Origin of the sequence: Gilliamella sp. B2824 (assembly GCF_026536245.1) — a bacterium.
Taxonomy (GTDB): Bacteria; Pseudomonadota; Gammaproteobacteria; order Enterobacterales; family Orbaceae; genus Gilliamella.
In genome coordinates this window covers 172,338-196,022 of record NZ_JAFNON010000003.1, presented here as the reverse complement: position 1 = coordinate 196,022, position 23,685 = coordinate 172,338, and the positions used below count along the sequence as shown (strand labels likewise).

The window sequence follows — 23,685 nt, the reverse complement described above, 5'->3', positions numbered from 1 at the left end:
TATGCTCAATTATCTTATTCGTCGTTTATTATTGATTATTCCAACGTTGTTTGTGATTTTAACGATCAACTTTTTTATTGTACAAATTGCACCTGGTGGTCCGGTCGATCAAGCACTAGCGATGATTGAAAATGGTCCAGATTCTGGTCAAGCATTATTACCGGGGGGTGATAATGCAGCGGTAAAATTATCACAGCATAAAAATGAGTCTAATTATCGTGGGGCGCGCGGGCTTGATCCACAAATTGTTGCAATGATTGAAAAACAGTATGGCTTTGATAAACCCATTATTGAACGTTATTTTGATACTTTAAAAAAATACGTGTTATTTGATTTTGGTGACAGCTTTTTTAAAAGTGAATCGGTATTAGGTTTAATTGCTAAAAGTTTACCGGTTTCGATTTCGCTTGGTCTTTGGAGCACATTGATTGTTTACCTTATTTCAATTCCTTTAGGTATCAAAAAAGCTGTTAAAGATGGCTCGGTATTTGATTTTTGGTCAAGTACATTAATCATTATAGGATATGCAATACCTGCTTTTTTACTCGCTGTATTGTTAATAATATTATTTGCGGGCGGTAGTTATTGGGATATTTTTCCATTGCGTGGGTTAGTTTCAACGCATTTTGAGCAACTCGATTTTTGGGGAAAAGTAAAAGATTACGCATGGCATATTTGCCTACCGACTATTGCGATGGTTATTAGTGGTTTTGCTTCACTGACTATGCTAACTAAGAATTCATTTTTAGATGAAATTCGTAAACAATATGTGATTACCGCAAGAGCAAAAGGTTTAAGTGAACGACAAATTTTATATAAACATGTGTTTCGTAATGCGACACTATTAATTGTGTCAGGTTTTCCTGCTGCCTTTGTTGGCATTTTATTTACCGGTTCGTTATTGATCGAAATTATTTTTTCACTCAATGGGCTTGGGCTATTAGGCTATGAAGCCATTATTCAACGTGATTACCCAGTCATTTTTGGATCACTATATATATTTACGTTAATTGGGCTAATTGCCAAACTGTTATCTGATTTATCTTATATGATAATCGATCCACGCATTGACTTTGAGGCACGCAACTGATGAACAGCCATTATTCTATTAATCAGCAACGTTGGCAACGATTTAAACATAATCGACGTGGATACTATTCGCTTTGGCTGTTTTCTTTGTTGTTTGTTATTAGCTTGTTTTCTGATTTTATCGCCAATGATAGACCGATTTTTATCAAATACCAAGATAACTATTATTCGCCTATTTTTCACTTTTATCCCGAAACTGAATTTGGTGGACAATTTAGCACTCAAACAAATTATTTAGATCCAAAAGTACAACAAAAAATAGAATCTAATGGTTGGATTTTATGGGCACCTTTTCGCTATAGTTATAATACGTTAATTTATGATACGCCAACGACGTTTCCAACCCCACCTTCAGCGTCGCATTGGTTAGGGACAACTGATGCAGGTTTTGATGTGCTTGCTAATATTTTATATGGTTTTCGTATTTCGATGTTTTTTGCCATTTTACTGACCGTTTTTACCACAATTATTGCGGTAATTATTGGGGCTATACAAGGTTATTACGGTGGTAAAATTGATTTAATCGGACAACGCTTTATTGAAATTTGGTGTGGATTACCAGAGTTGTTTGTCATTATTCTTCTTGCCAGTATTTTGCCCCTTGATTTTTGGTGGTTATTGGCCATCACGGTACTATTTGGTTGGATGGCTTTATCGGGTATTGTACGAACTGAATTTTTACGAACACGTAATTTTGACTATGTACGTGCAGCTAAAGCCATGGGAGTCGGTGATGTTAAAATTATGTTTCGTCATATTCTACCGAATGCAATGGTAGCAACATTGACATTTTTACCTTTTATTTTATGTGGTTCAATTACTACTTTAACCTCGCTTGATTTTTTGGGATTTGGTTTGCCTATTGATTCCCCTTCACTTGGGCGTTTATTGTTACAAGGAAAAAATAACTTGCAGGCTCCATGGCTTGGTATTAGTTCATTTTTGATTATTGCTACTTTGCTTTCGCTGCTTATTTTTATTGGAGAAGCAGTTAGAGATGCATTCGATCCTAACAAAGGAGGGTATCGATGAGTTCTCCTTTACTATCTGTTGAGGATTTAAGTATTGCTTTTAAACATGAAAGTAACACATTATTGCAAGTGGTAAATAATATAAGTTTTGATATTGACGAGCAAGAAACGCTAGCATTAGTCGGTGAGTCAGGTTCGGGTAAAAGTGTGACCGCTTTGTCTATTTTGCGTTTGCTACCTAAAAGCTTAGTGTCTTACCCTACCGGTGATATTGTGTTTGAAGATCAATCTTTACTACATGCACCTGATAAAGTACTTCGTCAGATTCGCGGCAATCAAATCAGTATGATTTTCCAAGAACCCATGGTATCGCTTAACCCACTACACACGGTAGAAAAACAGTTGTACGAAGTATTATCTTTGCACCGGGGTATGCGCGCTAATGCTGCTCGAAGCGAAATTTTACAATACCTTGATCGAGTTGGAATAAAAGATCCAAAAAATAAATTGTCAGCTCTTCCCCACCAATTGTCTGGCGGCGAACGGCAGCGAGTGATGATTGCGATGGCAATTTTGACTCATCCTAAATTATTGATTGCTGATGAACCTACAACCGCATTAGATGTATCAGTACAAGCACAGATCATTCAGTTACTTAAAGAGCTAAAAAATGAGTTAAACATGAGTATGTTATTCATTTCTCATAATTTAGGTATTGTCAAAAAATTAGCCGATAAAGTTGCTGTTATGCAGCAAGGTGACATTGTTGAATATAATAATAAGCAGCGTATTTTTTTACGGCCGGAACATGCATATACGCAAACATTACTTAATTCAGAACCGAGTGGCGATCCTGTTCCATTACCTGATACACCCGGAATATTATTGAATGTTAATCATCTTGATGTTGAAGTGACTACTAAAAAACGACTTTTAAGTAGCCAGAAAAAGAAAATTGTCGACAATGTTGGTTTTACTGTGCATCAAGGTGAAACAGTTGGCATTGTTGGGGAGTCAGGTTCGGGTAAAACAACTACCGCATTAGCGGTGTTGCGTTTGATAAAATCACACGGTGATATCTTATTTGATAGTTATCCAATACAACATTTGACGGGAAAAAAATTACTGCCATTTCGTAGCAGAATCCAAGTGGTATTCCAAGATCCATTTTCGTCACTCAATCCTCGTTTTAATATAGAACAGATTATTTGTGAAGGTTTAACGACTCATAAAAAATTGACTAAAGCAGAACAAGAGCAGGCATTAATCGATATAATGCAAGAAGTCGGGCTTGATCCTAATATGCGATACCGCTATCCAACGGAGTTTTCTGGGGGACAACGTCAACGAATAGCGATTGCGCGAGCTTTAATCTTAAAACCTGAATTGTTAATTCTAGATGAGCCTACGTCATCTTTAGATCATACGATTCAAAAACAAATAATTCATTTACTCAAATCATTACAGCAAAAGCACCAGCTTAGTTATCTATTTATTAGTCATGATTTAGCCTTAGTTTATTCAATGTGTCATCAAGTGGTTGTGATGAAAGAGGGTAAAATTGTCGAGCAAGGCTCGCGAGAGAAGATCTTTTATTCTGCGCAAAATGAATATACCAAAACGTTACTTTCGTTTTTAGATAAACCACTTAAACCTAAAAATAAAACATTTATTCATGCAGATATGGTAAATAATAAAGATAAAAATGAGGCAAAAGTAGAAGAACAAGTCGATTGGACCGATGCTTTATTAATGGGAAAAAGTCATCGCTATGTCGATAATTAAATTACTTCAAGTTGATAACACGATTAATAAATTAATTCATTTTATAGGATAATCATGCATAAATATATTTTACCTTTTTTATTCACACCATGCTTATCGTTGATTTCGTTAAATGCCACCGCTTTGACTTGTAACGATAATCCTGCTGAGAATTTGGTTTCAGCCAATAACTATATTTTTCAAATTTTAGATTATATTGATTTGCCAACCAAAGGTATTAAGCAAGAAATACGCACTATAGCAACTAAACTTGATAAGGGAAATAGTATCAGTTCTACTGCTAAGCATACCTTAGATTATGACTCGAATGGACTGATAACACAGAGTCAATATGAGCTGTTTTCAAACGAAAATCAACGCGTTTATTCAGAACATCTGCAAAAAACCAATGTTGGATGGGAAAATATTATTGAAGATGTGGAAGATAGAACAAATAGTATCATTCAATTTAAAACCGATAGCCAAGGTAAAATTGTTGAATCGCAACAAGCCAAAAAAGCAGTTGATTTTATCTTTATTGAAACTGACAGCTATCAGTATGATGCGAATAATTGTCTAATTAGTAAAAATGTACAATGGAAAGTTAAAGGTGTTGATGAAAAAGGAAAATTTACTGGTGTAGATCAAAATGGTGGTTCATCTTATACTTTTGCTTACCAGCAACAGCAATTGGCTAAAGTTTTGTATCAATTTAGTAACAATATGAAAAATGAAAATGATTTTTTATATCAGTTTGATAATAATCACCGTTTAAGCTCAATACAAACTTCTTATTGGTCAAGTGGTAAGAATGTTGCAAATTATATGACTCATTTTTTAACGTTTAATGATAAAAACGATTGGCTTACAGCCAGTAAAGTGAAAGTCGATCAAAGTGATAAACAAACTCAAATTAGTAGGCAAATTAGTTATTACTGATCTTTACCGTTCTAACTGAGGGTTATTTATTAAATAACCCTTTTTATTAATTATAAAAATTTTATTTGATTTATATTCGTATAAAAAGAATATAAATTGCATGTAAAGTCCAGGCAAGAGCTAGCCCATAAGTTAGTATTTTTTCACGTTTTGGGTAAATATTAAATTGATGTAATATCGTTAATATCTGTTGTAATCCACACCAAATAGGTAGAGATATCATCAAAAATAAGAATAGTTTCCCTACTTCTGTATTTGCTATTTTTAAGATATAAGAACGCGTTGTTGCATCACCAAAAGGAATAATATAAGCCATTATGATAATAATCACTGGCGAAAAAATTGCTGCCCATATTCCTCCTAAAGCAAACAATCCTTTTGCTACCTTTCCTTGCTTTTTTTGTTCTAAGTGCTGTGTTTGGATTTGTTGATTTTTCATGATGTAAAGACCGTTTATCTTAAAATAAATAACAGTAAGCAAATTGAAATGATGATCGAAACGAACCATAAACCTGCTGTAAGTAGGTAACATTTGGTTGTTTTAGTTGAATTAGCCGAAAAAACTACATTTGGGGCTAAATTAAACCAGTGTATTGAATGGTAAATTGCTCCTAGCAAGGCAATACAATTAAGTACAATCACAAAAGGACTTTGTAAAAAAAAGATAAAACGATAAAACTCATCTTGCCCCATCATATTGGTGTACATACAAATGACCCCGTACATTAATACAAGACTTACCCAAATCATAGAAAAGGGGACCAATTTTTGTATGATAGATAATAGCCAATTCGGTTTTGGTGATAGATTATTAAGATAATTTTCTATAGGATATTGATTGTTATTTTTTTTATTCATAAATTTCTTTACATTGCCTATTTTAAACTAGGTAATTTATTATGTTGGTGTAATTTGAAGTTGGATTATTCATTATAATCGTAAATCCAATTCATGTCGTTAATTTAAGCTTATTTATCATAGCGATTTTCACTATGATTAGGCTTGGCATATCGTGCCGCAAATACAAGTTATTGAATCGTGCGTTTACCTTGTGTTATTAAAAACACAGATTCTTTTATTCATTTGATAAAAGCTAGATGGAAAACATCTTGTCAGATGACACAGAGCAGAATACTAAACTATTTCGATTTACTTAATTTTTTCCTAAAAAGATATAATGGAAGTAAAAAAACAACAACCATTATTATTCATATAGTTGCACCAATAAAATATCTGTATTAATGATGATTATTAGAATTAATAATTTAGAAAATATCAAATATTTTCATAAAGATATAGTTAATTATTTTAAGGATAGATGTAATTTAGTATTAACTGTCACAAATTTTATGCAACGGTTAATTATTATTTGTATTTTTTGGATAATTGAATAATATAGCAACAAAACTTACTAACGCGATATTATTTGCATCCTCGATATTATGCTAGTTATAACAAGGATGTTTTGATTTAAACGAAAATGAACAACTCAAGTCATAAAATTCCGGTCGGAATTGTGGGTATTATTAGTGCCATTGGTATTGTCTATGGGGATATCGGTACATCGCCACTATATGTGCTAAAGTCTATCATTCATGGTTTACCTAATAATCAATGGGCAAACCCTTTCTATATTTTGGGCGCCGTGTCTTGTGTAATTTGGACATTGACTATTCAAACTACCTTAAAATATGTGATTATCACATTGCGAGCCGATAATAAAGGTGAAGGAGGAATTTTATCCTTATATGCTTTAATTCGGCGGCGTTACCAGTGGACATTTATTATTGCAATTATTGGGGCAGCAGCGTTACTAGCCGATGGCGCTATCACACCTGCTATTACCATTATCACTGCAATTGAAGGACTAAATGTTATTTATTCTAGTATTCCAATCATTCCAGTCACCTTACTTTTAATTGCAGTACTATTTTTTATCCAACCTTTTGGCACGGGCTCCTTAGGACGATTTTTTGGCGTTGGCATGCTGATTTGGTTTTCAACATTGGGTATTTTAGGACTGTATCGATTATTGCCGCATTTGAATGTGTTAGCCGCTTTTAATCCTATGTATGCGATAAGATTTATTATTGAAGCGCCCGATGCACTAGTTATCTTAGGTGCTATTTTTATGTGCACAACAGGGGCTGAAGCACTTTATTCTGATTTAGGCCATTGCGGACTGAAAAATATTCGTATTTCTTGGGGATATGTAAAGAGCTGCTTGATTATCAATTATTTGGGGCAAGCGGCGTGGGTGATTTCTCATCCGCAAATAATTGGTCCTGAAGTCAATCCATTTTTTATGATGATGCCAGAGTGGTTTAGATTAACGGGAATTATTATGTCGGCATTGGCTGCGTTTATTGCGTGTCAAGCTTTAATCAGCGGTGCCTTTACCATAATTAGCGAAGCTATTTCATTGGATTTATGGCCAAATGTTCGGGTAAAATATCCAACTCTGATTAAAGGCCAGATGTATATAAGATCAATTAATTATATATTGTTTACCCTTTCTGCATTGATGGTAATAAGCTTCCAATCCTCAATTAATTTAGAAGCGGCTTATGGATTAGCCATTACTCTTAGCATGTTGATGACCACTGTATTGTTATTCTTCTATTTTATGAAAAATAATAAGCCACTTTGGTATAGTGTCCCATTGACATTATTTTTTATGGTAATTGAAATTGGTTTTTTTGTCGCTAATATCCAAAAATTCTTCCATGGTGGGTTTGCCTCTATTTTAATTGCTGGTTTTATATTTATTATTATGTACTCATGGTTTACCGGGCGTCGTTTGAAACGTGAGCATAATTCATTTGTCAAATTAGATGCTGAATATTTAGCTAAAATTGTAGCAATTAGCCATGATAAAACTATTGATAAAACCGCAACCCATCTTTTTTACTTAACCCGAGCACAAGGGTTACATGCAGTTGAAAGTAAAATCACTTACTCGTTATTTGAACGGAAACCTAAACGCGCTGATACATATTGGTTTGTTTCAATTAATCGCATGGATGAACCCTATAAATTTGAGTATCAAGTTGAAGTTTTAGTGCCATATAAAGTTTTTCGTATCGATTTAAATATTGGTTTTAAAGTCGACATGCACGTTGAACAATATGTACAATTAATTGCAACTAGAATGGAGCAACAAAATTTAGTTAATTTGTCATCACGCTATCCTTCAATAAAAGATCAACGAGGAGATAGTTTATACGTTATTGTTGAACGTACATTACGAAATGTTGATGTCAATTTTATCAATCGCCCAATGCTGGCTATTTACTCTTTTATTAAAATGAAATTTACCTCTGATGCTGAAATGTTTGATATCGATCCAACATTAACATTAGTTGAATTTGTGCCAATGATTGCTAACGAGTATGAATCAGACTGTGAAACGTTAAAACAACTTATTGAGCAATCACAGTTGGGAATTACAACTGATCTGGATATTGCAGATGCCATACCCGATACCGATCATAATTGAATTCAACGAAAATTAAAAAATAGCGTACAATAGTCATTATTCAATAAACGTTCATTAATATAGTAGGAAATGAATATGACAGGTAAATTTATTGTCATCGAGGGACTGGAAGGGGCTGGTAAAACCACTGCAATTGATACTGTTGCTCATATTTTAAGTCAGCATAACGTTGGCGATATTCAATTTACTCGTGAACCTGGTGGAACGCCAATTGCAGAAGCACTACGTAATATTATTAAAAATGGTTTAGATAATGAACCTTTGACAGATAAAGCTGAATTATTGATGTTATATGCTGCGCGCATTCAACTGATTGAAAATGTGATTAAGCCTGCACTTAAATTGGGAAATTGGGTGATAGGTGATCGACATGATTTGTCGACGCAAGCCTATCAAGGTGGTGGTCGTCAATTAGATGATGTTTTTATTAAAACATTAAAAGATCAGGTGCTTGGCAATTTTAAACCGGATTTGACATTATATTTGGATATTGAACCTAAAATTGGTTTATTACGCGCAAGATCAAGAGGTGAACTCGATCGGATTGAACAACAGTCTTTATCTTTTTTTGATAGAATACGCGAGCGTTATTTAACACTTGCGGCACAAGATAATACTATTGTAACAATTGATGCTTCGCAATCAATTGAAGTAGTCACTAAACAGATTGAAACAGTATTAACTCAATGGCTGTCAACACAGGTTTGATGTATATATGATTTTTAATGATTATCCTTGGCTTTCTTTACCTTATCAACAATTAGCTGATAGTATTTTACATCAGCGAGCTCATCATGCTTGGTTAATCAATTATGTACAAGGCAGTGGCGAAGATAAGTTTGTTAGTTTGCTTGCTAATCGTTTGTTGTGTCAATCGTCACATCAGTTAGAGCCATGTTTAAACTGTCACAGTTGTCGATTATTTTTATCGCAGCATCATCCTGATTTTTATATAGTCACTAATGAGCAAGGGAAGCAATCCATCGGTATCGATCAAATACGAACGCTTACCACTAAAATTTATGAAAAATCGCAACAGGGTGGTAATAAAGTTATTTGGATTGAGAATGCGGCATTAATGACAGAGGCCGCAGCAAATGCATTATTAAAAACGCTAGAAGAACCCCCTGAAAATACTTATTTTATTTTAAGTAGTGAGCATAATAGTCATTTATTACCGACTATACATAGTCGGTGTTTTCGTTATTTTTTACCTGTTCCTGAATTAGAACAATCTGTTTTGTGGTTAAAAAAACAACACATTCAGCCGTATAATGATAATGAACTTGCCTGTGCATTGTTATTGAGCGAAAATGCACCAATAACAGCTGAAGCGTTATTAGCGCCTGAAAAATGGCAACAACGAAAACTTTTTTGTGAGCAGTTATTAAACGTTTTACCACAAAATGATTATTGGCAATTGGCCAAAACACTTAATAATGAGCAAGTGATTGAATATATAATCTGGTTTTCAAGTTTGTTAAGTGATGCTTTAAAAGCACAGCAAAAAGCGGGACGTTTTATTATTAATCGCGATCAGGTGCCATTGGTAAGGTTATTGGCGAGAATGGATAATGAAAAAATTCTAGCTCTTTATGATTTATGGTTGCAGGCAAGAATATTATTATTATCGGTTACAGGTTTGAATAAAGAATTAATGGTTTATAATGTGCTTGCTCAATCGGAATTAATTAGTCAATGATAAGCTAATTATATTTTGTAACTACATTTTAGTTTGATGTATGTTTAAGTTAAAAGGATAACTGTGAGTTATTTATCTATTGAATTTGGCCTACTTTTTATTGCTTTCTTTGCTTTGTATTGGGGATGCTGTTTTTCACCTAATTTACAAAATAAATTACTATTAATAGCAAGCTATTTGATTGTTGCTAGTTATAGTTGGCAGTTCGCGCTAATTTTGCTTGTTTACACCTGCATTATTTATCTATTTTCACTTGCTATTGCCTCATCACAACGTCATGCAAAGCGATGGCTAATTTTGGCTTTGTGTGTATCGATAATTAATTTAGCTTTATTTAAATATTTTGATTTTTTCCGATATGAATTACAAGCATTACTGAATTTTTGCCATTTACCTATTTTATTACCCGTTATCACCGTACTGATTCCAATCGGAATTTCATTTTATACTTTTCATTCTGTAAGTTACTTAGTATCGGTGCAAAAAAAAGCGTTACCTGTAGCTAAATTTTGGGATTTTGCTCTGTTTTTGTCTTTTTTTCCTAGTATTATTGCCGGTCCAATTAATCGTGCTAAAGATTTCCTGCCTCAAATTGCGGTGAGTCAACCTCGTGAAATATTACAACCGTTTCGAGCTTTTACTTTAATAATTTTAGCCGTGATTAAAGTGTATTGTTTAGGTGGTTTAGTTAGTGAAAACTGGGTAAAACCAATTTTTGCTAATCCATTGGAATTTAATGTTATTGATTTGTTAGTGGGCCTTTATGGTTATGCAATGCAAATCTATTTGAATTTTTCTGGTTATACCGATTTAGTGACAGCAATAGCTTTATTATTAGGTTTTCGTTTACCAATCAACTTCAACTTTCCTTATTTAGCTCTGAATTTACGTGAATTTTGGGATCGTTGGCACATCAGTTTATCACATTGGATTCGTGATTATATTTATATACCACTAGGTGGTAGTCGAAAAGGATTTATTCGTACACAAATAAATGTCTTGTTAGCGATGTTATTATCTGGGTTATGGCATGGAGCAGGCATTAACTTTATCATTTGGGGTGCGTGTCATGGCATAGGTATTATTGTCCTTAATATTGGTGATCGTTATTTCGGTCGAAATTGGATAACTGCACGTTCACCAATAATAGCAAGGTTAATTACTTGGCATTATGTCTGCTTTACATGGCTATTTTTTAATAGTGAAAGTTTGCCTGATGCCATCGATTATTTAACTGCATTAACACATAACTTCTTTATTGAACCCAATTATATTGGTGCTTTTTTATTTATATGTATTATATTTTTTACTTATCCATTGTTTAAAAATATTCCTGATTGGTTTACTTTGCAATTAGGTAAAATAAAACCATGGTATTTGCCTTTCATTTTTATTTTGATATTGTGGGTTACTATATATATTGCACCATCAGGTGTGCCAAACTTTATTTATGCTAACTTTTAATTATGATGTTAACTCATTATGCTATATAAGAAATCGTTTTCTAAAAATAAGAAAAAAAACAGATCGAATGTGAAACGGCGACGTCATAATACGATCAATAAAAAAGAAGTAGCTAATAAGTCTTATAAAAAGAGAGATGTTGCGGTAAATATCAATACTTGTTTATCAGCAAGATATATTTTTATTTTATTGTTTGTAACTGGAATAGCTTTAATGGTGCTTTATTATAAATCAATACTGATTTATTGGCAGCAAACTTACCATTCTGATCTATTTCATTCTAATACTTTAATACAAGACTCTTTTCCAGAAGAACAAGGTGAAGAATCGAGTGAAGATGCTATAGCTCAAACCCAAGATTCAACTATAACAAAAGATAGTAAACATGAACCACAAGTTAATAAAAATGTAAATCCAATAGAGCAAAGCCATACTGTTAAACCTATAATTATTCAACCTGATGCGATTAAACGATTAAGTAAAGATAAGATTAAAGATGAAATCTTACCAAAAGATAAATCATTATCAGATAAAAATAAACAGGTTGAAAGTAGTATTAAAAAACCACTTGAAAAATCTAACAAAGCGCCAACGTTATTACCAGCAAAAGAAAAAGATGAATTACCAAAAGTTCAAATACATGATGTCCCGTTGATTCATCAACCGTTGCCAATTGTTTTAACTGAAAATGATAAGGTTTTTTTTGCGGGTGACTCATTAATGCAAGGTGTTGCACCATATGTTAAAAAAATGTTATTCAAACAGTATAAAATAGAAAGTATAGATTTGAGTAAACAAAGCACCGGACTTGCTTATCCCAATGCTTTTGATTGGCCAAAAACTATTAGTGATACACTAGCCGACGATCCTACAATAAAGCTGCTTGTGGTTTTTTTAGGGCCTAATGACCCTTGGGATTTTCCCGTTAAAGGATACGCTAAATACGCGAAATTCAAATCTGAATTATGGGAAGAACAATACCGTTTACGTATAGCCAATATTTTGAGTAATGCTCGTGAACATCATATACAAGTGCTTTGGCTAGCTGCACCATGTATGCGTAAACCTAAATTAAATGATGGCATGGTTTACCTTAATACATTATATAAATCTGAGATTGACAAAACGCAACAGCATTTTTTAACAACCAATGAGTTACTTGGTTGTACATACGAAAAATTCAATAGTTTTATTGAAACAAATAATGAAAAAATAAAAGTAAGGGTGGATGATGGGGTTCATTTTACACCAACTGGCCAAAAAATTCTGGCAAAGGCCATTATGGAAAAAATAATTTTTAAAGAATTAGAGGGTACCCATAGTGATTAAGTTTTTAAAGTATATTCTAGCTATTATTGCGGTGACATTCACTGTTGGATGTAGTGTAGCAGAAAGTACGACCACAACAACTGTATCGGGGATTATTGATTTTGGCGATCCCAACGCTAAACAATTTGCAACACGGTTAAAATCGTTAGCAGCGAACAGAAATAGCGATGATGTTGTTAATATAACCCAATTTGGTGATTCGCATACCGCAGCAGATTTTTTCACTGGTGAATTTAGAACGTTAATGCAAGGAAAATATGGTGATGCGGGTATTGGCTGGATAACGCCTGTTGCAATTAAAGGACAAAGCCATGCAGCGGTTACCTGGAAAAATAAAAATTGGGATGTATTAAGTAGTAGAACACTAAGCAATTTAGATTTTCCTATGGGGGGGTTTATTGCCAAACCGTTGAAGGATTCTGCTGTAATACAAATTTCACCAAAATCATTAGCCAATAAAGATTGGCAAGTAAAATTCACTTTTAAAACATCAAAAAATACGCCTAATGTATTTGGAATTTATGATGTTAATAATAAAAAGATTAATTTTAATTATGTGCCTCAAGCGAATGTGTGGCAAACGGCTTCTATTGTGTCGAAAATGCCTTTAATGATAAAAGGGCAAAATGATGTTGAACTCGGTGGAATATGGTTAACGCGTTATCAACAACCTGGCGTAGTTGTATCGGCTATAGCCACTAATGGCGCTAAGCAAACCATATGGCAAAAATGGAGCCCTAATTGGTTTAAAGAATTAGCTTTATCAAAAACTGATTTAGTGATTCTTGAATATGGAACAAATGAGAGTTTTGATGAAACGTTAGATCCTACTGCTTATCGCAAAAATTTAGTGAATAGTATAAGACAAATTCGTAAATCTTTGCCTGATGCAACGATTTTATTAATGTCACCTCCAGATACCATGGCGAATGAAAAAGATACCCCGAAATCTTTTTCAACAATTAAAAATATTCAAAGACAAGTCGCTAAATCCGAAAAGACATTATTTTGGGATTGGCAACTGGCAATGGGGGGTAAATTTGCAGTTAAAGAGTGGCGACAGCGGGGACTGGCTCGTGCAGATTTAGTTCATCAAACATTACAAGGTTATAAAGAGAGTGCTCGAATGTTTTATGCTGATTTGAATGACTTTGTACAAAAAAAATAGACAAAATTTAAGACTAAAAAGGAATAACTAAGTTATGTCATCTCCAATTATTGTTGCTGTTGATTTTGCTGATGTTAAATCAGCATGGAATTTTATTGATCGTGTTGATCCAAAAGATTGCCGTCTTAAAATTGGCAAAGAGTTATTTACCCATGCCGGGCCTGAATTTATTAAACAAATTATGAATAAAGGCTTTGATATTTTTTTAGATCTTAAATTTCATGATATTCCAAATACGGTAGCTAAAGCCGTCTCTGCCGCTGCCGATTTAGGGGTTTGGATGACTAATGTACACGCAAGTGGTGGTGCTCGCATGATGCAAGCAGCAAAAGATGCACTTTATCCTTATGGTAAACAAGCACCAATATTAATTGCAGTGACAGTATTGACGAGTATGGAGTCTTCTGATCTTCAAGAAATTGGTATTCATGTTTCACCTTTAGAACAGGCGACAAAATTAGCTATACTAGCTAAGAATTGTGGGCTTGATGGCGTCGTATGTTCGGCGAAAGAAGTTCAAAGTTTTAGAACTCGGCTTGGCAGTGATTTTAAATTAGTTACTCCAGGTATTCGTCCAGCCGGTTCGACGCCAGATGATCAACGTCGTATCATGACGCCTCAACGAGCTCAAGCTGCAGGTGCTGATTATCTTGTCATTGGTCGACCAATTACTCAAGCTGAAGATCCTGCTAAGGCATTACAGTCTATTTTAACTACACTTGATTTAACTAAGAGCTAAGCAAAGCATGTCTGATAATCTAGTTGTATATTCAACCGATAAAGGTCGAATAAAACCGAAAGAGACACAATTATCTCGTGATAAAGGTGATGGTATTATTCGTATTCAACGGCAAACTTCGGGGCGTAAAGGCAAGGGTGTTTGTGTGATTTCGGGTTTTGATTTGGATGATGCCCAATTATCAAAGTTAGCAGCAGAACTTAAAAAACGCTGTGGTTGTGGTGGGTCTATCAAAGATGAAATCATCGAGATTCAAGGTGATAAACGAGATTTACTGAAAACATTGTTAGAAGAAAAAGGTTTTAAGGTAAAACTAGCAGGTGGTTAACGTTATTAGCTAAAAAAATAACTCCCATTGTGGGAGTTATTTAATTGCAATTAATTTGAGCGATATGTTCGCATTTTTTTGCTAATATCACGGCGTTCTTTAGAAATTTCAGCATTTTTGATAATATAATCATCAACACGATCATCATAGTCACTTTTCATGTTAGCAATAATCGCTTGAAGCTCTTCGTATGTCATATCAGGCTTAATATATTCACTTAAGTTTTCAAGTAATAGAACGCGTTTTTGGTTGTCACGAATCTTTTTCTCGTTGTCTGCTATTTCACGTTTTAATTTATTTAATCGACGTGATAGACGAATGTACTCTAAAACATCTTGAAACGATGGTGCGCTTGCTTTTTCCTTGTCCATCTGTAACCCCTTATTTCAAAAAAATGGAAAAATATATTAAAGGCAATTATATACTAATAATTTTTCAAGATCATATTAATTATATTTTTAATGTTATCACGATGGTATGGTGATTTTATTTCGTCATTATGCTGTTATAGATATATTTATCTTTTATAGCTTTTATTTTGATTATTTTTATATTTAAATGCAGATAATTTTCGAAAAAAATTGATTAAAAAGATAAAAGTTAAAACAACTATTAAGAATTATTCCAAAATATTATACAATACCCCGATATTTCTAAAAGCGTATCAAATGAGAGAATCATAATGAGCTGGATTGAGAAAATTCTAAGTAAAAATAATATATCGTCAGATCATAAAAAAGCGAATATTCCTGGTGGTGTTTGGACCAAATGTAGTAACTGTGAGCAAATTATTTATCAAGCTGAATTAGATCGTAACTTAGAGGTATGTCCTAAATGCGATCATCATATGCATATTCCTGCACGTGTAAGATTATATCGGTTTTTAGATGAAGGTTCTGATGTTGAAATTGGATCTGAATTAGCGCCTAAAGATATTCTAAAATTTAAAGATACTAAAAAGTATAAAGATCGCTTATTAGCGGCTCAAAAAGAAACGCACGAAAAAGAAGCTATGGTTGTAATGAAAGGCACTTTATTGGGAATTCCTGTTGTGGTAGCTTGTTTTGAATTTGCTTTTATTGGTGGGTCAATGTCTTCTGTTGTAGGAGCTTTATTTACACGTGCAGCAGAACAAGCCATTGCTGATAAATGCCCATTAATTTGTTTTTCAACTAGTGGTGGTGCTCGCATGCAAGAAGCACTTTTTTCACTCATGCAAATGGCAAAAACAAGTGCAATTTTAGCTAAAATGCAAGATGAAGGTTTACCTTATATTTCGGTGATGACCGATCCTACTATGGGCGGCGTATCAGCAAGTTTAGCTATGCTAGGTGATATTAATATTGCTGAACCTAAGGCATTAATTGGCTTTGCTGGTCCCAGAGTCATTCAGCAAACTGTACGTGAAACCTTACCTGAAGGTTTTCAGCGTAGCGAATTTTTACTTGAAAAAGGCGCGTTAGATATGATCATTCATCGTAAAGACATGCGTTCTAAAATTGCCAGTTTATTAGCTAAATTAATGAAATTACCAAGCCCTTTTTATGATGTCACCAATAACGAGACAAATTAAGTGAGCATACAATATACGAAACCTAATGCTAAGTCTGATTTACAATCATGGCTTAGTTATTTAGAGCAACTACACCCATTGACCATTGATTTGGGGTTAGATCGTGTTAGAGCCGTTGCTCAAAGGCTTAACTTATTACAACCAGCTCCTTATGTATTTACTGTTGCAGGAACAAATGGTAAAGGCACAACGTGTAAAACACTTGAAATGATATTGCTTGCAGCAGATATGCAAGTAGGTGTGTATAGTTCTCCTCACCTTTTACGTTTTACTGAACGCGTACGAATCAATAATCAAGAATCGACCGAGGCAGAAACAATAAATGCATTTATTGAAATTGAAAATGCTCGAGGTGATATATCACTGACTTATTTTGAATTTGCAACACTTGCGGCTTTATATCAATTTAAGCAAGCCAATTTAGATGTTGTTATTTTAGAAGTCGGGTTAGGTGGGCGTTTTGATGCGACTAATATTGTTGATGCTGATGTGGCTATTATTACTTCGATAGCTATAGATCATGTCGATTATTTAGGTAATACTCGTGAAAGCATTGGTCGAGAAAAAGCAGGTATATTTAAGCCTAAAAGTATTGCTATTGTTGGGGAGCCAGACATTCCTCAATCAATTTTTGATGTGGCAAATGCTGTCGATTGTCCTTTATATGCGGTAAACCAAAATTGGTCTTATGAGCAAAAAGATAAAAATGTTTGGGAATTTTGTTCTGATAAATGTCAATATTCATCTTTAGCGACTCCTCATGTGCCGTTAGCAAATGCAGCCACTGCTATTGCAGCCCTAAATTATTCATCATTTAAGATTGCTGAGCAACAAATAAATGAAGGATTAGGTAAAGCAAGCCTAACGGGACGATTTCAAATTGTAAAAACTCATCCACTTGTTATTTTAGACGTTGCACATAATCCTCATGCAGCTCATTATTTAGCTAATCAGTTAAATTCTTTAAAAACCGAAAATAAGGATATTGGTCGAGTCCTGTTTGTAATTGGCATGTTGAAAGATAAGGATATCAAAGGTACATTGTCGTTATTAAATGGAGATGCTTGGTATTGTGCATCACTTTATGGCGATCGAGGATGTGGTTGTGATGTATTAAAACAATATTTAGTCGAGAATAATGCCCAAAACGTTTTAACATTTGATCATGTTTGTGATGCTTACCGAGCAGCACTTCAAGATGCTCAAAAAAATGATATTATTGTGGTATGTGGATCTTTTCATACGGTATCTGCAGTCTTAGCTGAAATTGATGATTAATTTTATGGAAAATAAAAAAAATAATAGCACTCCAAATAGGGTTCGAAATCGATGGGTCGGTTTTGCTACTTTATTGTTAATTTTAGCAGCAGTAGCGCCATCGATTTTAACCGATAAATCCAATTTACCCATTTCTTCAACGCCTATTTTACAACCTGAAATTGTTAACCAGCAAAATCAAGTTATGACATCACCAACTGAATCTGGAAGCCAACTTGGTAATCCAAATAATGAGGTTGCTGATATTCCTTATATTCCGGAAGATGACCAAAATTCAAATACGTTATCTTCAAATAATATTTCAACAAGTGATGATAGTGTTTCATCAGTAAATAATAAGTCAGTTGTATCAAGTCAAGAAACTAAACCTTACATGATTCAACTTACTGCGTTAAAAAATAGACAAAAAATAGAAGAGCTTGTAGCTTTATTACGATTAAATAACTATAACGTTAGGCTAATTCCCAAAAATCCTGAACCCAACCAGCTTATTAAATTGCAGATTGGGCCTTACGCTAAAAGAGAACAAGCAGAACAAGTTATTGTTGATCTAGATACTTTGACAAAACTTAAAGGTATTATAGTGGCTAATTAAATACAGTAACTATAATAAAATAAATTCTTAACATAAGATTGTGAGTGATTATGATGATGAATTGGGTTGATTTTACGATTATTGGGGTCATTGTTTTTTCTGCATTAATTAGCATTGTTCGAGGTTTTGTTCGAGAAGCGTTATCCCTTATCAGTTGGATACTTGCTTTTTTTATTGCTAGCCGATTTTATTCTCATATTACCCAGTATTTGACCTATTTTGATAGTGATGTGGTTAAAATTGCGGTTGCTATTGCTATTTTGTTTATTGCTACATTATTAGTTTGTACTATAGTGTCTTATATTATTGGTCAGTTGGTTCAAAAAACGGGGTTATCAGGTACAGACCGCGTTTTAGGAATTTGTTTTGGTGTGTTACGTGGTATTTTAGTCGTTGCTGCAGTACTTTTCTTTATTGATACTTTTACTCCTTTATCACAATCTCAATATTGGACTCAGTCTCAGCTTATTCCACATTTTCATTTTATTATTCGTTGGTTTTTTGATTATATCCAAAATTCGTCTTCTTTTTTAGCGCATTAGATTTGAGGTAATTGTTATATGTGTGGTGTAGTTGGTATTGTAGGATGTAGTACAGTTAATCAATCAATTTATGATGCTCTAACGGTGTTACAACATCGAGGGCAAGACGCGGCCGGAATCGTTACTATTGATGAGCAAAATCGCTTTCGTCTACGTAAGGCTAATGGTTTGGTTAAAGATGTTTTTCAAGAACATCATATGCAACGACTTCAAGGCAAACTGGGTATAGGTCATATTCGTTACCCTACAGCAGGTAGTTCTAGTCCATCCGAAGCTCAACCCTTTTATGTTAATTCACCTTACGGTATTGCGCTTGCGCACAATGGAAATTTGACTAATACCGACCAATTACGCCATAAAGTATTTGAACTTGCACGCCGCCATATCAATACTAATTCGGATTCAGAAGTCTTATTAAATATTTTAGCTAATGAACTGGATAAATTTCCAACTTACCCGTTAACGGCTGATAATATCTTTCAGGCTGTTCATCAAGTACATAATATTATTCAGGGTGCTTATGCCTGTGTTGCTATGATTATTGGACATGGACTTGTTGCTTTTCGTGATCCATATGGTATTCGTCCTTTAGTGATAGGAAAACGCGTACTTGATAATGGTAAAACTGAATATATGGTTGCTTCAGAAAGCGTTGCATTAGATATTCTTGATTTTGAATTGATGCGTGATGTTGAACCAGGGGAAGCTATTTACATTACCCAAGATGGCCAATTTTATGCACAACAATGTGCAGATAACCCCCAATATTATCCATGTATTTTTGAATATGTCTATTTTGCCCGACCTGATTCGCTAATGAATGGGGTATCTGTTTATCAATCTCGCATTTTAATGGGGCAAAAGTTAGGTCAAAAAGTAGCGAGAGAATGGAAAGATATCGATATTGATGTCGTTATTCCCATTCCTGAAACCTCATGTGATGCTGCGCTCGAAATTGCACGCATTTTAAATAAACCTTATCGACAAGGATTTGTTAAAAATCGTTATATTGGTCGTACATTTATTATGCCAGGGCAAAGTGCACGTAAACTTTCAGTAAGAAGAAAGCTCAACGCCAATCGTATAGAATTTGAAGGAAAAAATGTTCTTCTGGTAGATGATTCAATTGTACGAGGCACTACGTCAGAAAAGATACTTCAAATGGTACGCTCTTGTGGTGCTAAAAAAGTGTATTTGGCTTCGGCTGCACCAGAAATAAGACACCCTAATGTTTATGGCATCGATATGCCTGTTGCCAGAGAACTTATTGCTTATAATCGTAACGTTGATCAAATCGCTAAAGATATTGGTGCAGATAAACTTATTTTCCAAAACCTTAATGATTTAATTGCTGCGATACGAGAATTAAATCCTAACATTACTCATTTTGAATGTTCGGTCTTTGATGGCAAGTATATTACTCAAGGTATAAATGATACTTATTTGTCACTTTTAGAAAAAAAACGCAACGATGATAAAAAAGTGTTTTGCCAAAAGGAATCGGAAAATTTAGAAATTTATAATGAAGATCAATCGTATAATTGATCAGTTGAAGACATCTCAAAAACAGATAAATTTTTGCTAATTTGTCTGTTTTTTTTATTTATTTTCTATTATTCCCTCTCGATTTTTTTCAATAACAAAAAAGTCATAAAAATAATATTCATATAAATCAATTAATTATAATTTTATGTAAAAGAGCCTTTTAATAATTAAATAATATTAATTACCTGAAAAAAAACAATATTTAATATTTTTACAAAAAAAAATCAAAAAAAAATTATAAAATCATTTTGATAAATGACAGTTTTGTAATATGATCCTACCCAATAAGAGGTTTTGTAAAAAAATCCACAATCTTTAAATAAATTTAAGTATAGAAAAACAATAAATTTGAACCGTAAGTGTACAAGGTTTAATTATAACTATGCTTATTTAGAATAAAAATAACTTGTTACTTTGTAGCAATGTTGCCGGTGAAATATAAGGAATAATTAAGATGAGAAACAATCTTAATTTAAAAGTTATCTCTGCACTAATTGTTATAGCTCTAGGTTGTCAAACAACATGGGCTACGGGTAGTAACACTTCTAGCCCAGTAACTGCTGTTGATAGCAATAAGATAATTGAGTTAAAAGATGGTACTAAAGTTCGTGAAATGGTGAATAACCAACAACGAAGCTTATATCAAATTGCTTTACTAAGTAGTATATCTATTGCTGAATTAAGAGCAATGAATGCTGGTCGTTATGACAAGAAAGATGTGGTTGAGATTGGCGAACGATTGGTTCTTCCTGAAAATTCGCCATTATTACCAGCAATAAAGAAAGTGGATCCTGATAGCCAAAATAAATATGCTAATCTGCCTAAATTAGGATCCGATGATACATATGATCCTAAAGTGGATAAAAGTGCTTTAGCCAGCCAAGTTGCATCAACAATTCAAACTTTAGCCAGTCAAGATTGGAAACAAATAACCTCTCCAGATAATGGCGGTTTGTCAGGTCATATAAAGAGTAAAGCTAAAGATTATGCTGAGGATTATGTCCGCGGTGGTGTTAGAAACCAAGTTGTTGATCCAATCAAAAGTGCAGCACAAGACTTTTTAGGTCGTTTTGGTACTGCGCAATTGCAATTCGATTTAAGCGATAAAGGTACGTTTAATAACGTCAATCTTAAATTGTTTAGCCCTTGGTTGGATACAGAAGATACGTTGATATTTACTCAACTTTCGTTTCAAGAATATGAACATAATCGGCGTATTGGTAACTTTGGTATAGGTCAACGTTGGGATGTAGCAGATAAAAAGTGGTTATTGGGTTATAACGTATTTTTCGACCATGATTTTCAACGATCTCATAACCGTTTAGGGGTAGGTGCTGAAGCTTGGACCGATTACATGAAGTTTGCTGTTAACTATTATCATCCATTATCAGATTGGAAAGAATCTAAAGACTTTGATGATTATTTAGAACGAGCAGCTAGGGGATTTGATATCCGTTTCCAAGGCTATTTACCTCAATATCCACATCTTGGTGGTTCTTTAATGTATGAACAATACTATGGTGATAAAGTCGCATTGTTTGGCAAAGATAATTTGCAAAAAGACCCAAGAGCAATCACGGCTAGTATTGATTATACGCCAGTTCCGCTTTTTACGATCAAAGCTGAACATAAACGCGGTCAAGATAATAAAAAAGCAACGAAAGCTGAATTGACGATGAACTATCGTATTGGTACACCTTTAAAAGATCAGTTGGATCCTGATATGGTTCAGGCTGCTCGTTCAGTTAAAGGTAGCCGTTATGATCTTGTCGATCGTAATAACTATATTGTGCTTGAATATAAAGATAAAAAAATGAGTGTCGATCTAGGACTTGAAGCACTTCAGTTACTTGAAGGTGAGTCTTACGGCGTTACTATTGGTGTACATAATGCTAAAGGTTTAAATAGCCTTTCATGGTCTGGTGACATGATGGAAATTGATGCTGGAGGCGGCTTTCTATGCTCTACTGTTGGAATATGTACAGCTTCTAGTTGGATGACGCCTCCTGCTGATACAAATAATTGGAAGATTGTCGCGCCGAATTATGTTGATGCAAACGGTCAGCGTCACCCAATCAGTACTAATGGTAAATATACTTTATCTGTTACAGTGACTGATGGTAAAGGTAAATCGGCGACATCTAACTCTGTTACTTTCGAAGTTTTGCCTAATCCTTCAATGCGCAAAATTGGAGTTTGGGCTGTAGATAAAGGTGGGAATAAAACTGCTTTAGCAATGAATCCAGCAGATGGGCAAAGTGCAATAACCGTATTAGCAACGTTAGTTAAACCAAAGGTTATTAATGGTTCAATTACCTCTGCACAAGATGTAATAGGTTTTAGTGATGATGATTTAATGAATCGTATTCCAGAAACTTTTGATGCAGTATTAAAAGGCTGGACAGCGACTAGTAATGGTAAAAAAATTAGTTTAATTAATGGTGTTTCTGGTAATGTTAACTCTTGTCCGACACAAGAACCTTGTATTATTGTTAAAGGGTTTGAAAAAGTAAAAATGGGACAAAAAGCTTCTTCCAAGTCAGCAACAGCAGCAGGTACAGAGGTCATAGGTGATAGTTATCTTTTAGATGTTGCTTCTAACATTGAAGGTGTTGTTGAGTTTTCTATCGCAATTGATCAGTTTGGGACATCGTTCAATAAAGCGATCGTAGATTTCTCTGGCGGTAAAGCAGGAATAGTAAAAGTTTATCGTAGTGATGGTGTATTAGTAGCAAGAAGTGAAGGTCATCTTCTTCAATTTGATCCAAGCGGTCCAAATGAGTGGAAAGTTGATTCTGAATATTATGTAAAAGCTTATCCTATGGGTTACGAAGATGAAGCGCATGAAATTAAAAATCCATTTATAATTTGGTCATTAGTGGGGTCAAATGAGCTTGCATGTCCTGGTAGTAAGGCAACAAGTGCATTACCAGATTTTGTGAAGAACCCTAATGGACCTTGGTTTAATGTCGCTATGGGTGTTGATGCTCATTACACATTAAGAAGTTTAAGAACACAAAGTTATGCGTCTTCTGGAATGAGTATTGAAAAGAGTGAAGGAGCGCCGACTTATTTGAATTTAGCAACATTTAATGCATCGCCATTAGCTTGTGCTGGGGATCAAGGGTTTAAATTGCAAGTCGTTGTTAATTAATAATAG

At 34.1% G+C, this 23,685-nt stretch carries 20 protein-coding genes and 1 pseudogene; 18 read left to right on the top strand and 3 right to left on the bottom strand.

Features of this window, described 5'->3' with window-relative positions:
• Nucleotide 1 precedes the first annotated feature (1 nt).
• From J3U56_RS04575 to J3U56_RS04560, 4 genes and pseudogenes are all read left to right on the top strand, one after another.
• Nucleotides 2-1,090, top strand: a complete 1,089-nt coding sequence (locus tag J3U56_RS04575) for a microcin C ABC transporter permease YejB (protein ID WP_267347529.1) — start codon at nt 2-4, stop codon at nt 1,088-1,090.
• On the top strand, nt 1,090-2,121 hold the full coding sequence (locus J3U56_RS04570) for an ABC transporter permease (protein WP_267333636.1): 1,032 nt from the start codon (nt 1,090-1,092) through the stop codon (nt 2,119-2,121). The genes J3U56_RS04575 and J3U56_RS04570 overlap by 1 nt, the downstream gene beginning before the upstream one ends.
• Nucleotides 2,118-3,692: pseudogene (gene yejF, locus J3U56_RS04565) on the top strand (microcin C ABC transporter ATP-binding protein YejF); the annotation flags it as partial. The gene J3U56_RS04570 and the pseudogene yejF, both read left to right, overlap by 4 nt.
• 207 nt (nt 3,693-3,899) lie before the next feature.
• Complete coding sequence (locus J3U56_RS04560; RefSeq protein ID WP_267343999.1) at nt 3,900-4,763, top strand: hypothetical protein; 864 nt, start codon at nt 3,900-3,902, stop codon at nt 4,761-4,763.
• 70 nt (nt 4,764-4,833) lie between these two features.
• Here J3U56_RS04560 and frdD read toward each other — a convergent pair whose 3' ends face one another.
• Nucleotides 4,834-5,202: a fumarate reductase subunit FrdD gene (gene frdD / locus J3U56_RS04555; RefSeq protein WP_267333633.1), complete on the bottom strand. Its 369-nt coding sequence runs from the start codon at nt 5,200-5,202 to the stop codon at nt 4,834-4,836.
• Between the two features lie 14 nt (nt 5,203-5,216).
• The gene (locus tag J3U56_RS04550) at nt 5,217-5,621 is read right to left on the bottom strand and encodes a hypothetical protein (RefSeq protein WP_267343997.1); all 405 of its coding nucleotides are present in this window, start codon (nt 5,619-5,621) and stop codon (nt 5,217-5,219) included.
• A gap of 622 nt (nt 5,622-6,243) precedes the next feature.
• On the opposite strand from J3U56_RS04550, the gene J3U56_RS04545 reads away from it, so the two are divergent.
• The 8 genes from J3U56_RS04545 (at nt 6,244) to yciH (ending at nt 14,992) form a co-directional block, all read left to right on the top strand.
• Nucleotides 6,244-8,262: a KUP/HAK/KT family potassium transporter gene (locus tag J3U56_RS04545; protein WP_267347531.1), complete on the top strand. Its 2,019-nt coding sequence runs from the start codon at nt 6,244-6,246 to the stop codon at nt 8,260-8,262.
• Nucleotides 8,263-8,337: 75 nt separating this feature from the next.
• A complete protein-coding gene (gene tmk / locus J3U56_RS04540) occupies nt 8,338-8,970 on the top strand; it encodes a dTMP kinase (RefSeq protein ID WP_065634222.1) in 633 nt (210 codons plus the stop codon).
• A 7-nt stretch (nt 8,971-8,977) separates the two neighbouring features.
• Nucleotides 8,978-9,964, top strand: a complete 987-nt coding sequence (gene holB / locus J3U56_RS04535; protein WP_267343995.1) for a DNA polymerase III subunit delta' — start codon at nt 8,978-8,980, stop codon at nt 9,962-9,964.
• A 63-nt stretch (nt 9,965-10,027) separates the two neighbouring features.
• Nucleotides 10,028-11,428, top strand: a complete 1,401-nt coding sequence (locus J3U56_RS04530; RefSeq protein ID WP_267343994.1) for an MBOAT family O-acyltransferase — start codon at nt 10,028-10,030, stop codon at nt 11,426-11,428.
• Nucleotides 11,429-11,446: 18 nt separating this feature from the next.
• On the top strand, nt 11,447-12,757 hold the full coding sequence (locus J3U56_RS04525; RefSeq protein ID WP_267366847.1) for a DUF459 domain-containing protein: 1,311 nt from the start codon (nt 11,447-11,449) through the stop codon (nt 12,755-12,757).
• Complete coding sequence (locus J3U56_RS04520) at nt 12,750-13,925, top strand: GDSL-type esterase/lipase family protein (protein WP_267333627.1); 1,176 nt, start codon at nt 12,750-12,752, stop codon at nt 13,923-13,925. Before J3U56_RS04525 ends, J3U56_RS04520 begins: the two co-directional genes overlap by 8 nt.
• 34 nt (nt 13,926-13,959) lie before the next feature.
• Nucleotides 13,960-14,664 (top strand): orotidine-5'-phosphate decarboxylase, encoded by a 705-nt coding sequence (gene pyrF / locus J3U56_RS04515; RefSeq protein ID WP_065634217.1) that lies wholly within the window; start codon nt 13,960-13,962, stop codon nt 14,662-14,664.
• A gap of 7 nt (nt 14,665-14,671) precedes the next feature.
• Nucleotides 14,672-14,992, top strand: coding sequence for a stress response translation initiation inhibitor YciH (gene yciH / locus J3U56_RS04510; RefSeq protein WP_267347534.1), 321 nt, complete (start codon nt 14,672-14,674; stop codon nt 14,990-14,992).
• Nucleotides 14,993-15,042: 50 nt separating this feature from the next.
• Here the strand turns inward: yciH and tmaR are convergent, their stop codons facing one another.
• Nucleotides 15,043-15,363, bottom strand: a complete 321-nt coding sequence (gene tmaR / locus J3U56_RS04505; RefSeq protein ID WP_065634215.1) for a PTS system regulator TmaR — start codon at nt 15,361-15,363, stop codon at nt 15,043-15,045.
• A 311-nt stretch (nt 15,364-15,674) separates the two neighbouring features.
• Between tmaR and accD the strand changes: the two genes are divergently transcribed.
• The 6 genes from accD to J3U56_RS04475 all read left to right on the top strand — a co-directional run bounded on the left by accD (nt 15,675) and on the right by J3U56_RS04475 (nt 23,679).
• Nucleotides 15,675-16,565 carry an acetyl-CoA carboxylase, carboxyltransferase subunit beta gene (gene accD / locus J3U56_RS04500; protein ID WP_065634214.1) on the top strand — a complete coding sequence of 297 codons (891 nt, stop codon included), beginning with the start codon at nt 15,675-15,677 and terminating at the stop codon, nt 16,563-16,565.
• Nucleotides 16,566-17,843, top strand: coding sequence for a bifunctional tetrahydrofolate synthase/dihydrofolate synthase (folC, locus tag J3U56_RS04495; protein WP_267366845.1), 1,278 nt, complete (start codon nt 16,566-16,568; stop codon nt 17,841-17,843).
• Between the two features lie 4 nt (nt 17,844-17,847).
• On the top strand, nt 17,848-18,438 hold the full coding sequence (locus tag J3U56_RS04490) for an SPOR domain-containing protein (RefSeq protein ID WP_267366843.1): 591 nt from the start codon (nt 17,848-17,850) through the stop codon (nt 18,436-18,438).
• 56 nt (nt 18,439-18,494) lie between these two features.
• Nucleotides 18,495-18,980, top strand: coding sequence for a CvpA family protein (locus tag J3U56_RS04485; protein WP_065634277.1), 486 nt, complete (start codon nt 18,495-18,497; stop codon nt 18,978-18,980).
• Between the two features lie 18 nt (nt 18,981-18,998).
• The gene (gene purF / locus J3U56_RS04480) at nt 18,999-20,525 is read left to right on the top strand and encodes an amidophosphoribosyltransferase (RefSeq protein ID WP_267366841.1); all 1,527 of its coding nucleotides are present in this window, start codon (nt 18,999-19,001) and stop codon (nt 20,523-20,525) included.
• Nucleotides 20,526-20,979: 454 nt separating this feature from the next.
• The gene (locus J3U56_RS04475; RefSeq protein ID WP_267366839.1) at nt 20,980-23,679 is read left to right on the top strand and encodes an inverse autotransporter beta domain-containing protein; all 2,700 of its coding nucleotides are present in this window, start codon (nt 20,980-20,982) and stop codon (nt 23,677-23,679) included.
• The last annotated feature ends 6 nt before the right edge of the window (nt 23,680-23,685 follow it).